This window comes from Nitrospira sp. CR1.1, from assembly GCA_014055465.1.
Taxonomy (GTDB): domain Bacteria; phylum Nitrospirota; class Nitrospiria; order Nitrospirales; family Nitrospiraceae; genus Nitrospira_A.
In genome coordinates this window covers 46,172-65,617 of the sequence record WIAF01000012.1, presented here as the reverse complement: position 1 = coordinate 65,617, position 19,446 = coordinate 46,172, and the positions used below count along the sequence as shown (strand labels likewise).

18 protein-coding genes and 1 tRNA gene are annotated in these 19,446 nt (G+C 58.1%); 12 read left to right on the top strand and 7 right to left on the bottom strand.

The features are described 5' to 3' along the window. Positions 1 to 50: 50 nt before the first annotated feature. The gene (locus GDA65_17665) at positions 51 to 971 is read right to left on the bottom strand and encodes a hypothetical protein (protein ID MBA5864511.1); all 921 of its coding nucleotides are present in this window, start codon (positions 969 to 971) and stop codon (positions 51 to 53) included. A 162-nt stretch (positions 972 to 1,133) separates the two neighbouring features. Here GDA65_17665 and GDA65_17660 point away from each other — a divergent pair, with 162 nt between their 5' ends. Beyond that, positions 1,134 to 2,318 carry an anhydro-N-acetylmuramic acid kinase gene (locus tag GDA65_17660; GenBank protein ID MBA5864510.1) on the top strand — a complete coding sequence of 395 codons (1,185 nt, stop codon included), beginning with the start codon at positions 1,134 to 1,136 and terminating at the stop codon, positions 2,316 to 2,318. A 15-nt stretch (positions 2,319 to 2,333) separates the two neighbouring features. Then, entirely contained in the window at positions 2,334 to 2,852 is a 519-nt protein-coding gene (locus GDA65_17655) for a DUF2726 domain-containing protein (protein MBA5864509.1), read from the top strand. 65 nt (positions 2,853 to 2,917) lie between these two features. Here GDA65_17655 and ybgF read toward each other — a convergent pair whose 3' ends face one another. Next, complete coding sequence (gene ybgF, locus GDA65_17650; GenBank protein MBA5864508.1) at positions 2,918 to 3,439, bottom strand: tol-pal system protein YbgF; 522 nt, start codon at positions 3,437 to 3,439, stop codon at positions 2,918 to 2,920. A 316-nt stretch (positions 3,440 to 3,755) separates the two neighbouring features. Between ybgF and GDA65_17645 the strand changes: the two genes are divergently transcribed. Then, entirely contained in the window at positions 3,756 to 4,589 is an 834-nt protein-coding gene (locus tag GDA65_17645) for a hypothetical protein (protein MBA5864507.1), read from the top strand. Positions 4,590 to 4,653: 64 nt separating this feature from the next. Here GDA65_17645 and GDA65_17640 read toward each other — a convergent pair whose 3' ends face one another. Beyond that, positions 4,654 to 5,583 carry a diguanylate cyclase gene (locus tag GDA65_17640; GenBank protein MBA5864506.1) on the bottom strand — a complete coding sequence of 310 codons (930 nt, stop codon included), beginning with the start codon at positions 5,581 to 5,583 and terminating at the stop codon, positions 4,654 to 4,656. A gap of 556 nt (positions 5,584 to 6,139) precedes the next feature. Between GDA65_17640 and GDA65_17635 the strand changes: the two genes are divergently transcribed. Then, positions 6,140 to 6,943 (top strand): transglycosylase SLT domain-containing protein, encoded by an 804-nt coding sequence (locus tag GDA65_17635; GenBank protein MBA5864505.1) that lies wholly within the window; start codon positions 6,140 to 6,142, stop codon positions 6,941 to 6,943. A 430-nt stretch (positions 6,944 to 7,373) separates the two neighbouring features. On the opposite strand, the gene GDA65_17630 is transcribed toward GDA65_17635, so the two are convergent. Beyond that, positions 7,374 to 7,688, bottom strand: coding sequence for a hypothetical protein (locus tag GDA65_17630; protein ID MBA5864504.1), 315 nt, complete (start codon positions 7,686 to 7,688; stop codon positions 7,374 to 7,376). A gap of 190 nt (positions 7,689 to 7,878) precedes the next feature. On the opposite strand from GDA65_17630, the gene GDA65_17625 reads away from it, so the two are divergent. After that, positions 7,879 to 8,355, top strand: a complete 477-nt coding sequence (locus tag GDA65_17625) for a hypothetical protein (protein ID MBA5864503.1) — start codon at positions 7,879 to 7,881, stop codon at positions 8,353 to 8,355. A gap of 389 nt (positions 8,356 to 8,744) precedes the next feature. Next, a complete protein-coding gene (locus tag GDA65_17620) occupies positions 8,745 to 9,272 on the top strand; it encodes a hypothetical protein (protein ID MBA5864502.1) in 528 nt (175 codons plus the stop codon). 874 nt (positions 9,273 to 10,146) lie between these two features. On the opposite strand, the gene GDA65_17615 is transcribed toward GDA65_17620, so the two are convergent. Together GDA65_17615 and GDA65_17610 are read right to left on the bottom strand one after the other, a co-directional pair. Further along, positions 10,147 to 10,791, bottom strand: coding sequence for a response regulator (locus GDA65_17615; protein MBA5864501.1), 645 nt, complete (start codon positions 10,789 to 10,791; stop codon positions 10,147 to 10,149). Then, positions 10,784 to 11,950 (bottom strand): hypothetical protein, encoded by a 1,167-nt coding sequence (locus tag GDA65_17610; protein MBA5864500.1) that lies wholly within the window; start codon positions 11,948 to 11,950, stop codon positions 10,784 to 10,786. Before GDA65_17610 ends, GDA65_17615 begins: the two co-directional genes overlap by 8 nt. A 509-nt stretch (positions 11,951 to 12,459) precedes the next feature. On the opposite strand from GDA65_17610, the gene GDA65_17605 reads away from it, so the two are divergent. Beyond that, on the top strand, positions 12,460 to 12,735 hold the full coding sequence (locus GDA65_17605; GenBank protein ID MBA5864499.1) for a tyrosine-type recombinase/integrase: 276 nt from the start codon (positions 12,460 to 12,462) through the stop codon (positions 12,733 to 12,735). A gap of 49 nt (positions 12,736 to 12,784) precedes the next feature. Here the strand turns inward: GDA65_17605 and GDA65_17600 are convergent. Further along, a tRNA-Met gene (locus GDA65_17600) sits at positions 12,785 to 12,861 on the bottom strand. Between the two features lie 87 nt (positions 12,862 to 12,948). On the opposite strand from GDA65_17600, the gene GDA65_17595 reads away from it, so the two are divergent. Genes GDA65_17595 through GDA65_17575 form a run of 5 tightly spaced genes read left to right on the top strand, consistent with a single transcriptional unit; the run spans position 12,949 to position 19,409 of the window. Further along, positions 12,949 to 13,899: a methionyl-tRNA formyltransferase gene (locus GDA65_17595; GenBank protein ID MBA5864498.1), complete on the top strand. Its 951-nt coding sequence runs from the start codon at positions 12,949 to 12,951 to the stop codon at positions 13,897 to 13,899. A 60-nt stretch (positions 13,900 to 13,959) separates the two neighbouring features. Then, positions 13,960 to 15,402 carry a 16S rRNA (cytosine(967)-C(5))-methyltransferase RsmB gene (gene rsmB / locus GDA65_17590; protein MBA5864497.1) on the top strand — a complete coding sequence of 481 codons (1,443 nt, stop codon included), beginning with the start codon at positions 13,960 to 13,962 and terminating at the stop codon, positions 15,400 to 15,402. Continuing rightward, positions 15,402 to 16,106 (top strand): ribulose-phosphate 3-epimerase, encoded by a 705-nt coding sequence (locus GDA65_17585; GenBank protein ID MBA5864496.1) that lies wholly within the window; start codon positions 15,402 to 15,404, stop codon positions 16,104 to 16,106. The genes rsmB and GDA65_17585 overlap by 1 nt, the downstream gene beginning before the upstream one ends. A gap of 27 nt (positions 16,107 to 16,133) precedes the next feature. Continuing rightward, complete coding sequence (locus GDA65_17580) at positions 16,134 to 17,678, top strand: phenylalanine--tRNA ligase subunit alpha (protein ID MBA5864495.1); 1,545 nt, start codon at positions 16,134 to 16,136, stop codon at positions 17,676 to 17,678. 12 nt (positions 17,679 to 17,690) lie between these two features. After that, positions 17,691 to 19,409, top strand: a complete 1,719-nt coding sequence (locus tag GDA65_17575; protein ID MBA5864494.1) for a phenylalanine--tRNA ligase subunit beta — start codon at positions 17,691 to 17,693, stop codon at positions 19,407 to 19,409. Positions 19,410 to 19,446 lie beyond the last annotated feature (37 nt).

Below are 19,446 nucleotides of genomic sequence, written 5' to 3'. Positions count from 1 at the left end.
GCGTTCGATGAAGATGCTGGTTGTCGTCGATGTTCGGTTGGGGGCGGCAGTTATGTCTGTTCAAGCGCGTGGGCCAATTGGAGCACATTATAGCGGAGCATGTCGAGGTAGGTCTCGGTTCCAGGGAGGCCGCCGGGCAAGGTGGTCAGGACGGCGATGTGTGCTCCGGTTTCCCGGGCCAGTAGTTGTGGAACTTTCTGATTCAGTTGGACCTCGGAGATAATCACCCGGATATGGCCACGTTTAATGGCTTCGATCAACGTGTGCAGGTGCCGCGCGGAGGGTTCCCCTCCGGGCTGGGCGAGAATCGTTCCGGCGATATGCAGATCGTAGCGCCTGGCAAAATAGGGCCAAGCCGGATGATGGACAATGACCGCCCGGTTCGGCACCTTTTTGAGCCGGTCCAACGATTCTTCCTGAACACGCAGCAGGGCCTGGAGATAGTCCGCCGTGTTGGTCCGGTATTCCGCGGCGTGAGATGGGTCGGCTTCAGACATCGCCTTGGAAATATGCTGCACCATCGTGGCCGCTGCGGACGGATCCAGCCAGACGTGAGGATTGCCACTCGCATGGTGATGCGTGTGGGCATCGGCAGTCGATTCGGGGTGATCCGGAATCAGTTCGATATCCTTGGAGGTCGTGACCACCTGCAAGGAGGCGTTTCCCGCATTCTTGACGAGCGATGAGACCCACACTTCGAGTCCCGCTCCGACCTCGAACAAGAGGCTGGCTTTACGGACTGCGACCAGGTCGCTGGGCTTGGGGGAATAGGTGTGTTCGCTTTCATAACCGGTCATGAGCGAGACGACATGGACATGCGATCCGCCAATCTGTTGCACCCAATCTTTCAGGACCGGGAGCGTGACCACGACGTTGAGCGGTTCAGCTGCCGATGCGGTGCGGACCGCTGCGGAAGGGGTCCACAGCACCGCGACCACGATGAAAAGGGGCAAAAAAATCAAGCGAAACATCCGGCGGACGGTAACACCCGATGTACGCAAAGTCAACGCGACGGCGTACGCAGATGGAGTCCTTGGCCACAACGCGCCGCTTGACCCATCGCATGGTTTCGATTAGCGTAGCGCACCGAATGCCAGGGGGGTGCTTGGCAGCCGTGCTTGAGAGAGGACGGGATGAAAGTTGTCGGACTCATGTCCGGGACATCGGCGGATGGTGTAGACGCGGCGCTGGTCAGTATCGTCCGGCGCGGGGGGAGGCCAACCATTACGCCCATCGCCTTCGCCTCTGTGCCCTATCCGCGAACACTGCAGCAACGAGTGGTGGATCTCTCGCTTCACGGCCACGTGGCGGAGATCTGCCACATGAATATGTACCTGGGTGAATTGTTTGCGAAGGCGGCGCTCAAGGTGATTCGAGCGGCGAAGTATCAGCCGGCCGATATCCATGTGATTGGATCCCATGGCCAGACCATCCACCACTTGCCGAAGGGAAGGCGCGAGCCCGGCGTGGGCCTGATCCGGTCGACATTACAAATTGGCGAGCCGGCGGTGATTGCGGAGCGTACGGGAATCACGACCGTGGGAAATTTCCGGCCGCGTGACATGGCGGCAGGTGGTGAAGGAGCGCCGCTGGTCCCGTATGCCCATGCGATCGCCTTCAGCCATCCGCGCCGGACGCGGTTGGTGGTGAATATCGGCGGGATCAGCAATGTGACCTATCTTCCCGCGGGCGGCGGGATGGCAGAGGTGCGGGCGTTTGACACAGGCCCGGGAAACATGGTGCTCGATGCCATCGTGCAGGAAGCGACAAAAGGTACGCGTGCCTATGATGCCGGGGGGCGATGGGCGAATAGGGGAACCGTCAATCGGGCTCTGCTCACGGAACTCATGGCCCACCCGTTCCTGACGCGGCGTCCGCCGAAGTCTACCGGACGGGAAGAGTTTGGTGCGCCCTTGGTTCGTACCTTGCTCGCCAGGCAGAAGCGGTTGCGGTTGTCGACGGAAGATCTGTTGGCGATCTGCGCGACCTGGACAGCGGAAGCGATCGGCTCGTCGCGGCGCTGGGTTCCCGGCAGGATCGATGATGTGATCGTCGGGGGAGGCGGCGTTTTCAATCGAGCCATCATGGGGTCGCTCCGGACGGTGTTTGATCCTGCGCCGGTATTGACCTTTGATGAATGCGGATGGAGCAGCAAGGCGTTTGAGGCGACGGCATTCGCGTTGCTCGCTTACGACCTGTTGCGCGGGCGCTGCACCAATGTCCCGCAAGTGACGGGGGCTCGTCGTTCCGTGTTCCTGGGTTCCGTGGTTCCCGGCAGCGCGGGTATGCGGAGTAGGGACTTCTATTTGCCTCGTTGAGGCAATCGAATTGTTATGGACGTTCTGTATCCTATCCTCGGTATCGGCGCGCTGGTCTTTCTGGGAAGCCTAGCGTGGGAGACGTTCGCTCGGCGGCGTGCGCCGGCTACGCAAGCGGGAAGTCCGGCGTCCGGTGTAACCTTCGCCCCCAAGCCTCTACTGACGGATCACGAAGTGCAGCTGTACAATCTTCTGCGCCTTGCGGTGGAAGATCGCTATCTGCTCTTCACGCAAATTCCCCTCTGGAGCGTGTTGGATTTGCGCGTGCCCTCAGGAATGCCTCCGGTGGAGACGCTGCGCGAGCTGGCGCTCACACGCGCCACGTTTGTGCTGGTGCATCCAGGCAGCCGGTTGGTGGAGAAGGTGGTCCAGGTGGAGGGACCGGCAGGAGAGACTGACGCGGATGGGAGGACTGCCTCTCTGCTCGACGATGCGCTGCGCGCCGCCGGCGTGCAACTTGTGCGGCTGAGCCCATTGCATGCGTATACGGTCCCCGGTCTTGTGACGGTGTTGGATCTGGCCGATCCGGACTAAGGCCAGTCAAGGCAGGAGACCCGGACCGCCGAGCCGGCCTACGGTGACCGAACGCGGCATGCCGATCAATTCGGTTCAGCCGCGATGGGTTCTCCCTTAGCGGCAGCGGCGTCTATGGCCTTGCGAGCGACTTCAGCTTCCGGGCTCTCGGGATACTGGCCCGTCACCCGCTCATACATCATGCGGGCGTTTTCAAGGTCGCCCTGCTTCGTGTAAATTTGTCCGATTTTGAGAGTCGAAGCCGCAAGTTTCTGGCTCATGGGATAATCTGAAATGAGCCTGAAGAACGATCCCAGCGCTTCGTCGTGCCGTCCCATGCGGTACTGGCATTCACCCATCCAATATTGCGCATTGGCGGATAAAGAGGATCGCCCATGGAGTTCGAGGAAGAACCGAAACCCGGCGAGCGCTGCGACATAGTCTTTATGACGAAACTCTTCCATTACGCGATCATACAGGCGGCGTGAGGCATCTGGCGGCTGGGGCTGCGCTGCGAACAGGTCGGAAGCGCTCGCCAGTATGCCGAACAACACCATTGCGGCACCGATGCCTCGCATCTTACCAAGGGTGAGTTGAACCATGGTCATCGCAGCCCCTCTTTCTTTCGTGGTGGCAGTGCCCGGAGCCGGTCCGTTGTCGTGGCCGTCGATATGAAAGAACCGCACCAGCCGGAGACGATCGAAGAACCTGCTGTGAAATTGTAGGGTTGGCGCGATCGGAGTGGCGAAGAGCTCAGAAAATCCTGTGCGGAAAGCACACAGGATTGTACGGAAAGGACCGGTCGTGAGGGTAACGACAGACAGGTTGACAGACGGAACGTGGTCGGTCGTTGTCGGCTAGTATTCCCCATGTTGTTGTGATTGACTTGGCCAGCGCAAGTTCAGAGAGGATTGAGACGGTCGTATGGATAGACCACACAAGCCTGGTTCAACCGGCGTATCGAAGGACCTCCTCACCCAACCCCCACCCAATCCAAAAGGCGGGAAGACGCTGATTGTCGATGCCCGGGATCCCGCTGCCTACAGTCGTCCCAGCGCGGCGCTCAAGGACGCCGGTGACGATGACCAGGTGTTTATTCGCCCCGGTGTCTATGAAGATAAGGTATTTGTCGCTGATAAGCCGGTGCTCCTGGTCGGGGCGGGTCGAGACCAGGTGCAAATTTATAGTCGTCGCGGGGGACCGCTCTATTTGCAACGGGTGCCCAATGGCATGATTACCGGAATTACTTTCCGGTATGTGGGCAGCGATCAGCACTCCGCCATGAATGTTTTAGACTCGGTATGCACGATTACACAGTGCCGGGCTATGGAAGGCATCCTGTCCGGGGTGGTGATCTATGGTCCCGAGGCCAGACCGACGTTTATCGATAATGAAGTCTGTTCCAATCGGGAAAGCGGCATCTTTGTGTTTGCGGGCGCGCAGCCGCGGGTGGCGCAAAATGTGTGTTACGGCAACCACCACTTCGGTTTGGCGGTGCGGGATCCGGGAAGCCATCCGGAGTGCGTCCGGAATGTGTGTCACAGCAACATGCTGAGCGGGATGCTCCTCTTCCATCATGCAGAGGCCCTCCTCCTGGATAATGTCTGTCGCGACAACCAGCACTGGGGACTCGTGATGACCCCGGACTCGCATCCGACTCCATCACAGGAGGAATTGGTCGTGACGAACGTCTTCCTGCCCAATCCTCGCGGCTCGTTGGTGGTGACGGAGCAACCCCTTGCCGATATCGGGCGGTAGCGGCGCGATGGCGTTTCCGTGGAGTCGATGTGCGGCTGATGGACGAAGGCGTTGCGCAGCCTGTTTACGGGATTGGAGTGGGAACGCCGGGAGAATGGCCGGCCGGTGAATGAAAATGATACCGGCCTCCGCCTTGCTGTTTGGCGGCGTACATGGCTTTGTCGGCGTGCCTCAGTAGTTCATCGAGATCTTCATCATCCAACGGGTAGAGAGTGATGCCGATACTCACGCCGATCGAGATGCGATGCGACCCGATCTGAAACGGCGCGCCGATCGATTCCACGATTCGCTTCGCGACGACCAGCACATCGTCTTCGCCTGAAATGCCTTCCAGGATGGCGGTAAATTCATCGCCGCCCATGCGGGCGACCGTATCGACCTCCCGCACGCATTCCATCAATCGTGTCGCAACCTCTTTCAGTAACTCATCGCCGATATCGTGCCCGAGCGTGTCGTTGACGGCTTTGAAACGATCCAGATCGAGGAGCATCACCGCGAGGGGCTGGTCTTTCCGCTTGCTGCGCGCCATGGCATGGATCAAGCGGTCACGAAACAGCGCCCGATTGATTAAGCCGGTGAGCGCATCGTGTTGCGCAAGGTAGGTCAGCCGTTCCTGCGCCTTTTTGCGTTCGATGGCATAGAGTATCGAACGTGCAAGAAACTCAGCCCCGCCGTCTCCCTTGACTAAGTAATCCTGCGCGCCGTGCTGGAGCGCCTGTAGCGCGAGCGGATGGTCATCGTGGCCGCTCAATACGACGACCGGGACATCAGGGCTGGTTGCCAGCACCTGCGTCACCGTGGCCAGGCCATGCGTGTCCGGGAGCGACAGATCGAGGAGGACGACATCGAATCGCTCCCGGCTCAATCGGGCTAGGCCATCCGCCAGAATGGAAGCATGCGTAATCTCGAATCGGTCCAGCGACCATTCGGCAAGGAGATCCTGCGTCAGTTGCGCATCGACGGAATTGTCTTCCACCAGCAGCAGTTTAATCATGCGGCGGCGCTCAGGTTCGAATCGTAGCCAACTGTGATGGGCTGACGCGGAGGTGCTGTGGCGTAGAGATCGTCGCCAAACGATCAGCCATGAGGTCCGGCAGGGTCGCGCTCATCATATGTGAATGGCAAGACTGGACTCGGATTCAGAGCGGGATCTCTCCCGGCCCATGGTTTCCTACAGTTGAAGGACCGGCTCGACGGGGATTCTAGCATGTCGCGTCGAACCGTCAAACAATAGCCTGCTTCCTCGCGTGATCATGGTGTCGAGGAAATGGGCCACGCTGTCGTGATGGCCCTGCTCGTTCATCTCACGTCACTGCCGATTTCGCCTCTCTCCTGCGACGGACCGGGACGAACTGATGACCAAAATACGGCCAGGTGGTGCCCCAAAACGGCCCGTCTCAGGATCCTTCGTGTCGGAGCGACATTGTGGCTGGAAACCCTTGACCTAACCACGCGAAGTTATTGGCGCTGAACGTTTTTGTGCGAGCGACGAAGTGGCATGAATTCTGCGGGAGCATGACTGGTTCGCAACGCTCTGAAGTCCCCACCACATGAACGGCAGGGGACGGGGAGGACGTATGGCCAACGAACACTCAGCTCGGAACGGGCGCGCTTGTCAACGCACACATCTCCCCGATCATCGTCCGAATGGAGACGGTCGGGCATCCGTCTCCTGGGCGTGTTCATTGGCGATAGCGAGTGTGCTGATGATAGGTGAGTCCGCCTTCGGAGAAAGCGATATCTACGGCTATGTGGGAGCGAACGGCCTGTTCGAGATGACGAATGTTCCCACTGACCGGCGCTTTCGTCCGGCCGAATTGCAGGCCAACCGGCTATCGCATCGAGTGCCTGCGGAAGAAGTACAGGACGCCGTGGAGCGCTATGCCTGGCAGTTTCAGCTGCATCCGGCCCTGCTGCTGGCCGTGATCAAGGCAGAGTCGGACTTTAACCCCACCGTCATTTCGCGGGCCGGAGCGGTGGGTCTCATGCAGTTAATTCCCGAAACGGCCATTCGTCACGGTGTGCAGAATTTGTACGATACCGGGGACAATATTCGCGGCGGCGCGCGACATTTGCGGTATTTGCTGGATCGTTTTAACGGGAATGTACGATTAGCAGTGGCGGCCTACAATGCGGGTGAACGACGGGTGGAGCGATATCACGCCATCCCGCCCTACCCCGAAACCCGCGACTATGTCCGAAAGGTGATGATTTACTACAAGAGCTTTCGCGGGAATTACCAGGCGACCCCGGGGAAGGCGGTGTTGTTGGCTATCCACTCGAAGCCGTTGCGGCTGGAGTCCGTAGCTGTTCCAGTCGATTTCCGGAATACTCGCCCTGCTGCTAAAAAGTAGCGGCAGCCACGGACTCCTTTAGCCCGTCTTATACATGCTGGTTCGTCGTGAAATCGCCGGATCACGTTGCAAGACCGGCGCGCCAAATGTCCGTCGCAGCCGTGAATCGGCGAGTGCAGAAGAAGGGCTCATGGATAGCTAGGAGCGTCGGTAAATGGATGCGCCGTGGAAGGATCCATACATCAGAGACCGTTCCGTTGTAGGCATTTCCGCAGAGAGCCGGAAAGGAAGGTGTTGAATATGAATGCATCCGGTACCAGGCACAGCGCAGGGATTGTTCTACCAAGAGCTGCGTGAGTGTACATTTCCACCGTGATCGATTCCCGCTCCACATAGCACGGATTGAGGCGAGACAGTGGCGCATTGAATCAGCGTGACAGATGGGCAGTAAACCTTGCCGCAATACTTCATTAGGCAAGGTGTTCGCGTGTTATTGGCAGATACCGGAGGGCGCCTGGTGCGATCGAAGCCGTTCTTCCAGCCGCCATTCATAATCGAGTAGTTTTGAACAATCTCTTTCCGGACCGAATTTCAGGGGCATATCACCTGTCCCCCACAGACGGTGATAACTGTCATACAACGCCTGGTCCAACGCCTTCTCAAGCCTCCCTATCAGTCGGTCAATAGTAAAATGCCCATCCGTGAGACGTGTGCTGCTCGATGACGGCACGAGACGGCCGCTCACGACCTCTTTCGTGACATCAATTCTTCCGGCCAGCAGCGAGGGGCGAATTCCGGCGACTATAGTCGAGTGATTGAAATTATCTTTTTCCCCTGCGCGTGGTTATCCCATCTGCTCCAGCGTGTTCACTGATAAGCGGGGGCGAGCGATCAGAAAGCTAGGGGACTGCCTAGTGGGGTTTCCCTCCATATCGTTTCACCCTAGTGTAACAAAAGCCGACTCGAGGCGTGGACACTATGCCTGGAGGGTGATCATGGCGGAATTTCCCGTGCACCCGGCGAAAGTGACGTCGATCCTGCAGAGCAAAACACCGCTCTGTCCGGGACCGGGCTGTGATGGAAAAATGGAACCGGATTCCAGAATGCGGTCTCTGACTGGCTTGGGACTGTGCGCCCTGGTGTGTCCGGTCTGCCGACATAGCGGATATCGGTCATTAGAAGGAATTCGCCTGTTATTTGCTACCACGCATGAATATGTGTGCAGCTATGGACCTTCCATCCAAAGCCTGACAGTCGTGTTTTCCGGCGCCTCGCTCGCTTCATTGCGCAATAAAGGACTCTGCCCAATTCAATCAGCGCTCTTCGCTGCGCACTGGGCATTGTTGTGCGGGCAACTGGTTGGCGTACTATGCGTCTTTCCGGAAAGTCCGGCCTTTGTGAACTGCTACACCTACTTTCAGCGTGAGATAGTAAGCGATTTTTCTGTTCACTCAACTGATCTGCTCAGGTAGGCAAAGTCTTGTTTCTAAGGGATGTCACGAGCGTTGAGGACACAATGGAGGGGAGGCCATTCTTTGCAAGTTGGTTCATTTGGGCTTGAATGAGCAAGAGGCATCACCGACCCGCTGTCTGCTATCAGATCCCATTACCTCCAGCCACGGGAACAGGATGTTGCGCGAACGTTTCGCTATCTGGTTCTCATGGCATGTATAACGAAGGGACGGCAGGCTGCATGCTATTTCAGTCCGGTTCCTCGGCTACAGGACCCGGGGGTGCGTTTTTTCATGTCGAGGCCGCTCAATTGAAGCTTCGTCTAGTGATTGGCCGAGCACAAGACATCCACATGAAACAGGTCACCATCAAGGCCGGAAATGGTCCGAGCGCTTGAGAAAGGAACAGTATGGGCACAGCACTTCTCTCCAGTGCATGTGTATTACCGGTGAGCGCCATCCTGGAGCGGTCCGGCCTAAGCCGATGGGGTCGCTATCTCTTTACTGGGAGCGGGTTGGTTTTGCTATCCCTGACATGGACAGGAGGCGGGCTAGCTCAACCGGGGACGTTTGATGAGCGCGATACCCGTGTGTTTAAGGCCGTTGCTTGCACCGAGGACAGGCAGCCAGTTGAAGCCCTGTACTATATTGTCGCGAGTCGAGCAGATTTGTCGGAGGGAAAGCCGTCTCCATCCTCGCAATTGATGAAAGATGAGGTGGGAAGCAATTGGCGGGACATATCTTCGCAGCTGACTCTGGAGCAGGTGACTGAAGAACGGTATGCCGATGTCTATCACATTCTTCTGAGCAAGATGATTCCCCGGTTGCAACAGGCGGTCCAAGATAAGACTGGCGTCTCCATTGCCGTTACAGAGGTGAACAGTAGGCCAATGGATCAGCGAAAGGACCAGGATGTGCCGGTTTGTAGTTCGCAGTAGGTATCAATAGATATTGAACCGGTTCTTAAACATCCTATAATTGGCAGCGACATCCCCCCATTGCCTCTTACGAGGGCGTCTCCCGCACCTCGTCTGCCTCAATGCCACCCTCGCTTTGATAATTCTGAAAACCGAAACCTTGCAGGGGCTTGATTGAGGCGTAGTTTTCCCGCAATCCATTGATATTGCCAGCGTTAACTCGATTTCAATGGTCCGATAGGCTCTAACGGAAGAGCGGGATGGAACGATTTCTAGCGCAAATCCGGCACAGCGGCTCGGGGTGTCCCCCTTCATGGAGACAGGTTGGCAGTAGCACAGTTGGTGGCTACCAAAACATCCTCGCGTGGCCCGGGCTGAGATTGCCTGATGAAGGTTGGTTCGAAATCGACGGATGGCGTGCACAGACCGGCACTCGGAGACAATATCCGGCTCGACGTTGTCTGGCGTTTCAAGGTCGGCAGGACAAAAGAACAGAGAACAGAATTCAGCGGCTTTGCCGGATCTGACACGGATCGCATACGGTATCAAACCACCACAGGTCTTCAGGGCAGACCCCGTACCTTCCCATCGCCTCTGCTTGATCCTGCCAGGTTTCCTTGGAGGCGTCTTCCGTCTCTACCACTTTCACTCGTTGGCACCGTTTGCAGTGGAACCAGACCGGGCGACCAAACAAGGCGACTAAAAACTCATTCCGGTTCATTGGTCACACTTCATGTGCCTACGGCATATAGTGGCCCTCCTTCGAGGGGTCCTCCATCAGGACTTCCCTTGTAAGGCACCTCTCTGGAATGGGGAACTCGTAAAGGCCGATAGTTTTGAACAGAAGATTACGAGGTAGAAACTGCGGCAATCTATGCGAGACCTCGGGAGGGGGTTACGAAGAGGCCAGCACTCCATGCGTCAGTGCATATTTGATCAAATCTGCCGTGGTGCGCAGATTCAACTGCTCCATGACCTGCGCCTTGTGAAACTCTACCGTCCTCGTCGAAATCTTCAACCGAAGAGCAATCTCCTTCACCGTCCGGCCCTCGGCCAACAGCTGTAAGACCTCACGCTGGCGAAACGTGAGCGTTTTTTTCTGTTGAGGGTGTCTTGATCCAGTGGTGAGCAATACGTCGAGCAGGTCTTGGGCAATCAGGGGGGTGATGTAGGTATGCCCGGCCCATACCGCCCGAATCGCCTGCTCCAATTCATCGACCGCGGACCGCTTCAGCAGATACCCCGAGGCTCCCGCTTCGAAGGCGGATCGCACATAATCGGCATCGGAATGCATGGTCACAAAGATGACCTTGACCGACGGCTGAACTTTTTTCATCTGCGTGGCCGCATCGATACCGTTCAACAGCGGCATGGATACATCGAGAATGACAATGTCGGGCTCCAGCTTCCGTGCCGCTTCAAGGAGCGCTCGTCCATCCTCCACCATGCCCACGAGCTCGCATTGGGCCTCGAGAATGCGGCGAAAACCCTCCAGTACTAACGAATGGTCGTCGGCCAATAACACGCGCGGCTTAGCCATAATGACTCCCTGACAACGGCACGTGTACTTCGACATGTGTCCCGCAGCCCTGCGCTGCCATCACATCTAAAGTTCCCCGCACCAGTCGTACCCGTTCTTTCATACTCAATAGACCGAGGCGCCCACGCTCCTGCGACGTTGGCGATAGATCGAAGCCGATCCCGTTGTCACGAATCGAGAGGGTGATCATCCCCTCGTCGCAGATCAGTTCTACTTCTACCTCCGATGCGTGCGCATGACGGGCCACGTTGGTCAAGCTTTCCTGCGCAATCCGGTATACGCACGTCGCAAGGTCGGTCGGCACTGGGGTCACGGGATCGCGGTGCACATACACCGCTTCCAGTCCCGTGCTGGCGGAAAAATCATCGACCAACCGCCGGACTGCTTTAGTCAGCCCCAAATCATCCAGGATGGAGGGATGGAAGCGGTAGGCCAGCCGTCTCACATCGTCCGAGACCCTGGTCAGCCTCTCGGTGATCGATGAAATCATTCCCATGATGGCCGCTCTATCGCCGATCTCGTCCTTCTCGATTCGCCGCAAATCCATCGCCACCATGGCCAACCGTTGGTTCACGTCGTCATGCAGGTCTCGCGCAATGCGGCGACGTTCCTCTTCTTGAGCCCTCAAAAGTTGGCCCGCGAGAGATCGGAGTTCTTCACGGCTTTGCTGCAACTCCTGCTCGCTCGCCTTCAATGACTTTTCGCTCTCACGAAGTGATCGTTCCGTTTCCATCCGTTCGCCGATTTCTTCGACGAGCGCCTCATTGACCGAAGCCAGCTCGCGAGTGCGTTCCCTGACACGAATCTCGAGCTCATCATGCGCCTTCCGAAGCGCTTCTTCGGTCTTCCGGCGCTGGAGGAAATAGATGACCGGGCCCCATATCGTCGTCAGGCAAAACAACCGGTTGCTGATCCCCATCCAGAGCGGAACATTTGGCAGAGTGACCCCGAGAAATACGTCCGACAGGGCGAGTACTGAACAACCACCGGCCACAATGAGCGGAACTTTTCGGTCCGGCGAGGCCAGCGACAGCACGACGAGGCCGCCGTACAGGACGCCGTTACCAATACCCAGCGGAAGATAGAGATCCAGGAAAAACAGTCCGATTCCCAGAACGACAATGGTGAGTAGCAGCAATCTGTGAGAGGGCTGTGTCATCGATCAATAATTATCCCCCTTCTATCATGAAGGCTTCAAGGGTATGGCGACCGCACGCTTAAATAAACCACCGCCCCGCTTTGCAAGCCATGCTTGCACGGCGCGTGTGATGTCATGAGCATTCAGCGTGACATCAGAATTCAAAGTTGCCAACCAAGAACGGACGCTCATCGAAATTTGCGCCGCAGACAAAATGACGACCGGCTCAAAGTACGTACCCTGGGGCGGTCCTGATAAGTATGGCCATGGATGGGAACGCTGAGGCGATTACGATCGTCGCGAGAGAAGTGGGAGAGAAAGCCTTTGGCGTGGTTCGACAGAAGCTCGTCTGGATCGACCTTGGAGGGACGCTGCGAGTGTGCTCTCCAGACCACATTCCTAAAGGCCGGTCCCCGCCTTGGTAACAAGTCGGGGCTGCCCCACAGTGGTTCGTACAGGAGTTCGATAAATTACCGTAGGTCCGCTCGCTCAAAAGCCATTGCCTGGTCTTCAACGGCGAGGGCAATGGGATGGATGCGCGAAATCTGCTTCGCGTGTTCTATCCTGTCATGCGCAAGGCAGAGGTGAAAACATTTCGTTGTCACGATTTGCGCCATACCTTCGCCACCCGTCTTGTGCAGGCCGGAGTCGATATTTACACCGTGCAGAAACTCGGACGATGGAAAACCATTTCCATGGTGATGCGGTATGCCCATCATCATCCTGAGAGTTTGCGTGCTGGTGTAGAGATCTTGGATCGCGTTCCGCTGGGAGTGAGCACAGTCGGCTTCGCCCAGGAGTACTGAGTCCGAGACTGAAGCTGCTGTAAGAGGTTGAAAAAGAAGCGGGAAAGGTTGGTTGCGGGGGCCGGATTTGAACCGACGACCTTTGGGTTATGAGCCCAACGAGCTACCAGGCTGCTCCACCCCGCGACAGGATACTAACAGGCGTGTGAAACGAGAGTCAAGGAAGCCGCTACCAGAATTGCATTCGTGAGGGGAGAATGATAAAGCCTGAGCATGCGTATCGTATTCATGGGAACACCTGAATTCGCCGTGCCTTCGTTGGAGGCGTTGCTCACGTCTGGCGATCAGGTCGTGGGTGTGGTGACGCAGCCTGATCGGCCGAAGGGTCGTGGGCAGGATGTCATTCCTTCCCCGGTGAAAATTGTCTGCCAGCGAGAGGGAATTCCTGTACTCCAGCCGCTGAAGATGAAAGATCCTGCCTTTTTGGATGCGTTACGCCAGTGGAAGCCGGATGTCATTGCGGTGACTGCCTTCGGCCGTATCCTGCCGCCCGTCATTTTGGCCTTACCTCCGCGAGGCTGTATCAATGTGCACGGATCGCTGTTGCCGAAGTATCGCGGGGCGGGTCCCGTGCAATGGGCCATTATCAGAGGTGAACGGGAAACCGGTATCACGACCATGTTTATGGCTGAAGGGATGGATACCGGCGACATGCTGCTGCGTGAGACTGTGGAGATTCGTCCCGACGATACCGCCGGCACGCTGGCACCTCGTCTCGCAGAGGTGGGGGGGCGGTTGTTAGTCGAGACGTTGCGTCGCCTCACGGCCGGGACGCTCACGCCGGAACGGCAGGATGATTCGCAGGCGACGATGGCCCCGCTCCTGAAGAAGGAAGATGGACAGATCGATTGGACTCTGTCGGCCGCAGACATCGCGAATCGTGTCCGCGGCCTCTCTCCCTGGCCCGGCGCCTTTACCTCTGTGAACGGCGAGCGGTGGACGCTGTGGCGGGTTGCAGTCGGCGATGAGCTTCAGCGGGCGACTCCGGGCACGATCACGAAAGTGACCAAAGACTGCGTCGATGTGGCCACCGGCCGCGGGACCATTCACATACTTGATATCCAGCCATCCAATAGCCGCCGCATGACGATGGCGCAATACCTGGCAGGCCATCGTGTGTCGGAAGGCATCAGCCTGCAAGCTGGTTTGCCACCACAGAGCTGACCGAGAGCGGTCACGCCCATTCTATTCACGACCTGCCAGCGATGATCACGCCTGCTCCATATGGGAACTGATCCGCCGCAGCCAACGTCATCCGGTCAGGCCGTATCTCCCGGGCGGCATGCCGCCGTGAAGGCGCTGCTGGCCATCGATCAGGCCGGCTTGTTGGATGATCATTTGTTCGATCAGGTCTCTACCGGAGCCGGGTTGGATCTCCGCGATCGGGCATTCATGGTAGAGCTGGTTCGCGGTGTGTTGCGGTATCGCGCGACGCTTGATTGGCGCCTGGGCCTCTTGTCCGATCGGCGCATCGCCAAACTTCCCACCCTCGTGCAAATCATGTTGCGTCTCGGCGCGTATCAAGTGCTGTATCTGGACCGGGTGCCGGATTCAGCGGCGGTAAACGAATCCGTGCAAATGACGAAACAGCTACGCCGGCGTCTCGGGCGAGACTGGAGCGGCTTCGTCAATGCCGTGTTGAGGGCCATGCTGCGAGCGTCGCCGCCGGAGTGGCCGGATCTCGCGAAGGATCTCGTCGATGGATTGGCCGTTCGGTACTCTTGCCCGGCGTGGCTCGTGGAACGTTGGTGTCGACAATGGGGGGCCGAACGAGCCGAAGCCTTGTGCCGGGCCTCGGTTGAAGTCCCTCCGCTCACACTTCGCGTGAACCGGCTTCGAACCACCCGGGCGGCGTTATTGGCCGACTTGGACGCGGCGCAGGTAGAAGCCGGACCGACGTCGATCAGCGAGGTCGGCATTCAATTAGGCGGCACCGGTTCGGTCGCAGACCTGCCTGGATATGCGGCAGGTCATTTTTATGTCGAGGATGAGGCGGGGCAACTGGTGCCCTTGCTGTTGGATGTGCAGCCGGGTCAGCGTGTGTTGGATGCCTGCGCAGCGCCTGGCGGCAAGGCGACGCATCTCGCCGCGCTTATGGAGAATCGAGGCGAAATCGTGGGGGTAGACCGGGCCGCTTCACGCCTGGACCTGGTGAGGGACAATTGCCGCCGCCTGGGGGTGGAGATCGTCACGCCAATCGTGGGTGACATCCGTCACTTGATAGGTGTGGGGGTGGCGCCGAGGAAGCGCACTGGCCCCACTTCGTCGCCTGAGATGTGGCTGCGTCCGTTCGATCGGATTTTACTCGATGCGCCGTGCACTGGCCTCGGCGTGCTGCGGCGTCATCCCGAGGCCAAGTGGTACAAGACGCCAGACTCCATCGCGCAACACCGGCAGGCGCAGCTGGAATTGCTCGCCGCGACGAGTCGTCTCTTGCGACCTGGTGGGGTGTTGGTCTATAGTACCTGCTCGATTGAGCCGGAAGAAACCGAATCGGTCATCGACGAGTTCTGTCAGTCTCATCGTGAATTTCAGCGCGACGCGATCGCGCCCTGGTTACCCCCAGCCGGTCTGCCGTTTCTGACCCCTCGAGGGGACCTGTCTACGATGGCCAATAGGAATAACATGGATGCGTTTTTTGCCGCCCGTGTGCGGAGGAGCGAGTGATGGCCGGCGGGAATGTACGTATTGCGCCTTCTATTCTGTCGGCCGACTTTGCGCGCCTGGCCGAAGAGGTTGCCCGGGTCGAAGAGGCGGGTGCCGATTGGTTGCACGTGGATGTGATGGACGGGCACTTCGTGCCGAACTTGACGATCGGGCCCCCGGTTGTTGAAGCCCTTAGAAAAGTCACCAGCCTGCCGCTGGACGTGCATCTCATGATGACCAATCCGGATGCGTTCATCGGGGAGTTCGCCGAAGCAGGCGCCGACTATCTCACCGTTCACGTGGAAACCTGCCCCCATCTGCATAGGACCGTGCAATTGATCAAGGAGCGTGGTGTGAAGGCTGGTGTCACCTTGAATCCAGCCACGCCGGCGATCGCCCTGTCAGAAATCGTCTGCGATGCCGATCTCATCCTCATCATGTCCGTGAACCCGGGGTTCGGCGGACAACAATTTATTCCCGCGTCCTTACCAAAGATTGCCAACGTGCGAGCCCTGATCGACCGGACCCACAGCCACGCGCTCCTTGAGGTGGATGGGGGCGTGAAACCGGACAACGCGGAATCGATTCTTGAGGCCGGGGCCGACGTGTTGGTGGCGGGATCCGCCGTGTTTTCCCATCATGATTATGCCGCCGCCATTACGGCGCTCAGAGTCGGTCATGTACCACCGCCGCGGACCAACAGGATTACCGCCGCCCGGCGTTAGAAGAGGCATCGGACCGCACCGTCATTCATGGATAACCTTCATCCTCTCGAAAGCAAAGTGCTGCTGGCCTTGGCCCCGCAGCCTGGTTCGCCTTCCACGCTTGATCAACTCGCGGCATCCACCGGGCTAGAACCCTCGCAGTTGAGCATGGCCGTCGAATGGCTTTTAGCCAAATCCCTGATTGCCGTGCACGCGGAAACCGTTGCGTATATCGCTTCGCTGACGCCGACCGGTGAGGTGTTTTTCGAGAAGTACTCACCAATTGAACGGGTTCTGTCGGCGGCGCGGGAAGCCGGGCAAACCGGCAAACGCCTGACGATTCAGGATATCCAGGCCAAAGAAGCGCTCGAACCGTCGGATGTCAGCAAGGCGGTCGGGACCCTCAAGAAAGAAGGGGCTATCCTGATCGTGCAGGGCGGATGCCTTGAAAGTACCGGGCGGAATAGTGCCACGGCAGAGGCGATGCGCGCCCTGTTGCAGGAATTGCGGAGCGGGCCACGTGAGTTGCAGACGTTTGCTGAACCGCTGCGGGCCGTACTTCAGCAGCATGCGGTCAAACGTGGGAATGCGCGCGAGCCCTTTCGGGTCGATGAACGGGTGACGCGGTCGTTTCTCCTGACGCACACCGGCCAGGAGGCGGCTGATCAGCTGTCGCGCGACGGCGTGGCCGAAGAAGTCTCGCAATTGACGCCCGAACTCCTCAAGGAAGGCGCCTGGCGGACGAAGCAGTTCCGGAAATATACGATCAGTTTGCGAGCCCCGAGGATCGCAGCCGGGAAACGGCATCCCTACCGGGAGTTTCTGGATCTTGTGAAGCTCAAGCTGGTCAGCATGGGGTTTCAGGAAATGCGTGGGACGCTCGTTGAAACCGAGTTCTGGAATATGGACGCGTTGTTCATGCCGCAATTTCATCCCGCGCGGGATATCCACGATGTCTACTTTGTGAAAAACCCGACCCATGCCCGTGACATCGCCGAACCGTATCTGACGAATGTGACGCAGGTCCACGAAAAGGGAACGGGGGCGGGATCAACCGGCTGGGGCTATCGGTTCGACGCGGAGCGGGCCAAGCGGTTGGTGTTGCGAAGCCAAGGGACTGCCGTCTCTGCGCGCAGGCTGGCGGCGAGCCCGTCCGTGCCGGGGAAGTACTTCTCCATCGCCCGCTGTTTTCGGTACGACCAGGTGGACGCCACTCATGCGACCGATTTTTTTCAGGTGGAAGGCATCGTGTTAGGTTCGGATATCAACTTCCGGACGTTGTTGGGATTGTTGAACCTGTTCGCCCGCGAAGTGGCGCAGGCCAAGGAAGTGAAATTTCTTCCGGCCTATTTCCCGTTCACTGAACCGTCGGTCGAGATGCATGTGCGTCACCCGAAGCTTGGCTGGATGGAGCTGGGGGGCGCGGGATTGTTCCGCCCTGAAGTCACGGCGCCGCTCGGCGTCTCGGTGCCGGTGATTGCCTGGGGACTCGGACTGGATCGTATGGCGATGGTGGCGTTGGGTATTCATGATATTCGTGACCTGTTCTCGGCTGATCTGGAATTCATTCGGACGATGCGGGGAAGCTTTTAGGACCAGTACACCATGCCCACTATTTCCCTACAACGAGACGATCTTGAGGCGTTGATCGCGGGGCGGGACAAAACGCCGTCCCGCATGTCGATCGACCAGCTTGAGCAATGGCTGATGTTGGTGAAAGGCGAGTTGAAGGGGCACAACACCGACACCGGTGAACTGCGGATTGAGTTGCAGGACAGCAACCGGCCTGACTTGTGGTGTTGCGAAGGAATCGCACGGCAGATCAGGACCAAGCAGCAGGGCAGCGCGATATCCTATCCCTTTTTCAAGAAACAGAAACGCGTGGCTGAAAAACTCGTGGTGGCCCCGGGTCTGGAGCAAATCCGTCCCTATGTGGCAGCCTGTACAGCGATCGGTTATCGGGTGACGGCGTCTGGTCTGACTCAATTGATTCAGACGCAGGAAAAGCTGGCCGACATTTTCGGACGCAAGCGTCGCACCGTGTCCATCGGCCTCTATCGTCTGGCGCCGATTGTGTTTCCTGTCTCGTACGACCTGGTGAAGCCGGATGACGTGCGATTCACGCCGTTGGGTATGCAGACGGTGATGACCCTGCGCGAGATCCTCCTGGTCCATCCCAAAGGGGTGGAGTATGGCGGAATCGTGAGTGGCCACGATCGACTCCCGGTCTTGCGCGATGCCAAGGGGCAGGTCTTGTCGTTTCCACCGATCATCAACAGCCGTGAGATCGGAGAGGTGCAGGTGGGAGACGATCAGCTGTTCGTAGAGGTGACAGGGACAGATCTCCAGATGGTCGCGCTGACGTTGAATATTTTTGCGGCGAACCTTGCCGATCGGGGCGCCGTCATTGCGCCGGTGGAAATTCAGTCGCCGGTGAAAACCGCGTTCGGGAAACGCTGGCACACACCGATCGATTTCGGCGCGCCGCGGACTATTCCGCTCAAGGCCATTGAAACCGCTCTGGGAGAAGCGTTAGGCAGCAAAGAAGTTACCACGGCGCTCAAGTCCTATGGCTACACGGTGAAATCAGCCGGACCCAAAGTCGCCGTGCAGTTGCCGCCGTACCGCAATGACCTGCTGCATACTGTGGATGTGGTTGAGGATGTGGCCATCAGTCAGGGTTATGCACGGTTTGCTCCAGTCATGCCCTCGCAGTTCACGGTGGGAGGGCTGTCGCGGTTGGAGCACATGGCCGACCGGGTTCGTCATCTCATGGTGGGGATGGAATTTCAGGAAATCATTTCCAACATCATGGGGTCTCACCAGGATTTTTGCACGCGCATGCGCTTGGATGGCACTGAGTGGGCGAAAGTCGTGGAAGTGGATAATGTGATGTCGCTTAGCTATTCGTGCCTGCGCCAGTGGATCACCCCTTCGTTGTTGCAGGTGGAGACCAATTCGAGCCGGGCGTTTTATCCGCATCGGATGTTCGAGGTCGGTGAGGTGGCTGTACCCGATGCTCGCGCCGATGTCGGGTCACGGACGATTACCATGTTGGGTGCGGTCATCGCGCATGCCGGGGCGCACTTTTCAGAAATCCATTCCTGTTTGGATTTGCTGCTCTATTATTTGGACCGGTCTTTTACCTTGGAGCCGGTTCCTCATCCCTCGTTTCTTGAGGGCAGGGCAGGACGGATCATGTTGGATGGACGAGCCATCGGCCTGCTTGGAGAATTGCACCCGGAGGTGTTGGAACAGTGGCAAATCGGGGTGCCGACCGTTGCGTTGGAACTGGAAGTCGATCGATTGCTGGATGAAGCGTGACGGGAACATCCGTTGAATAAGATGTTCCCGTCACGGA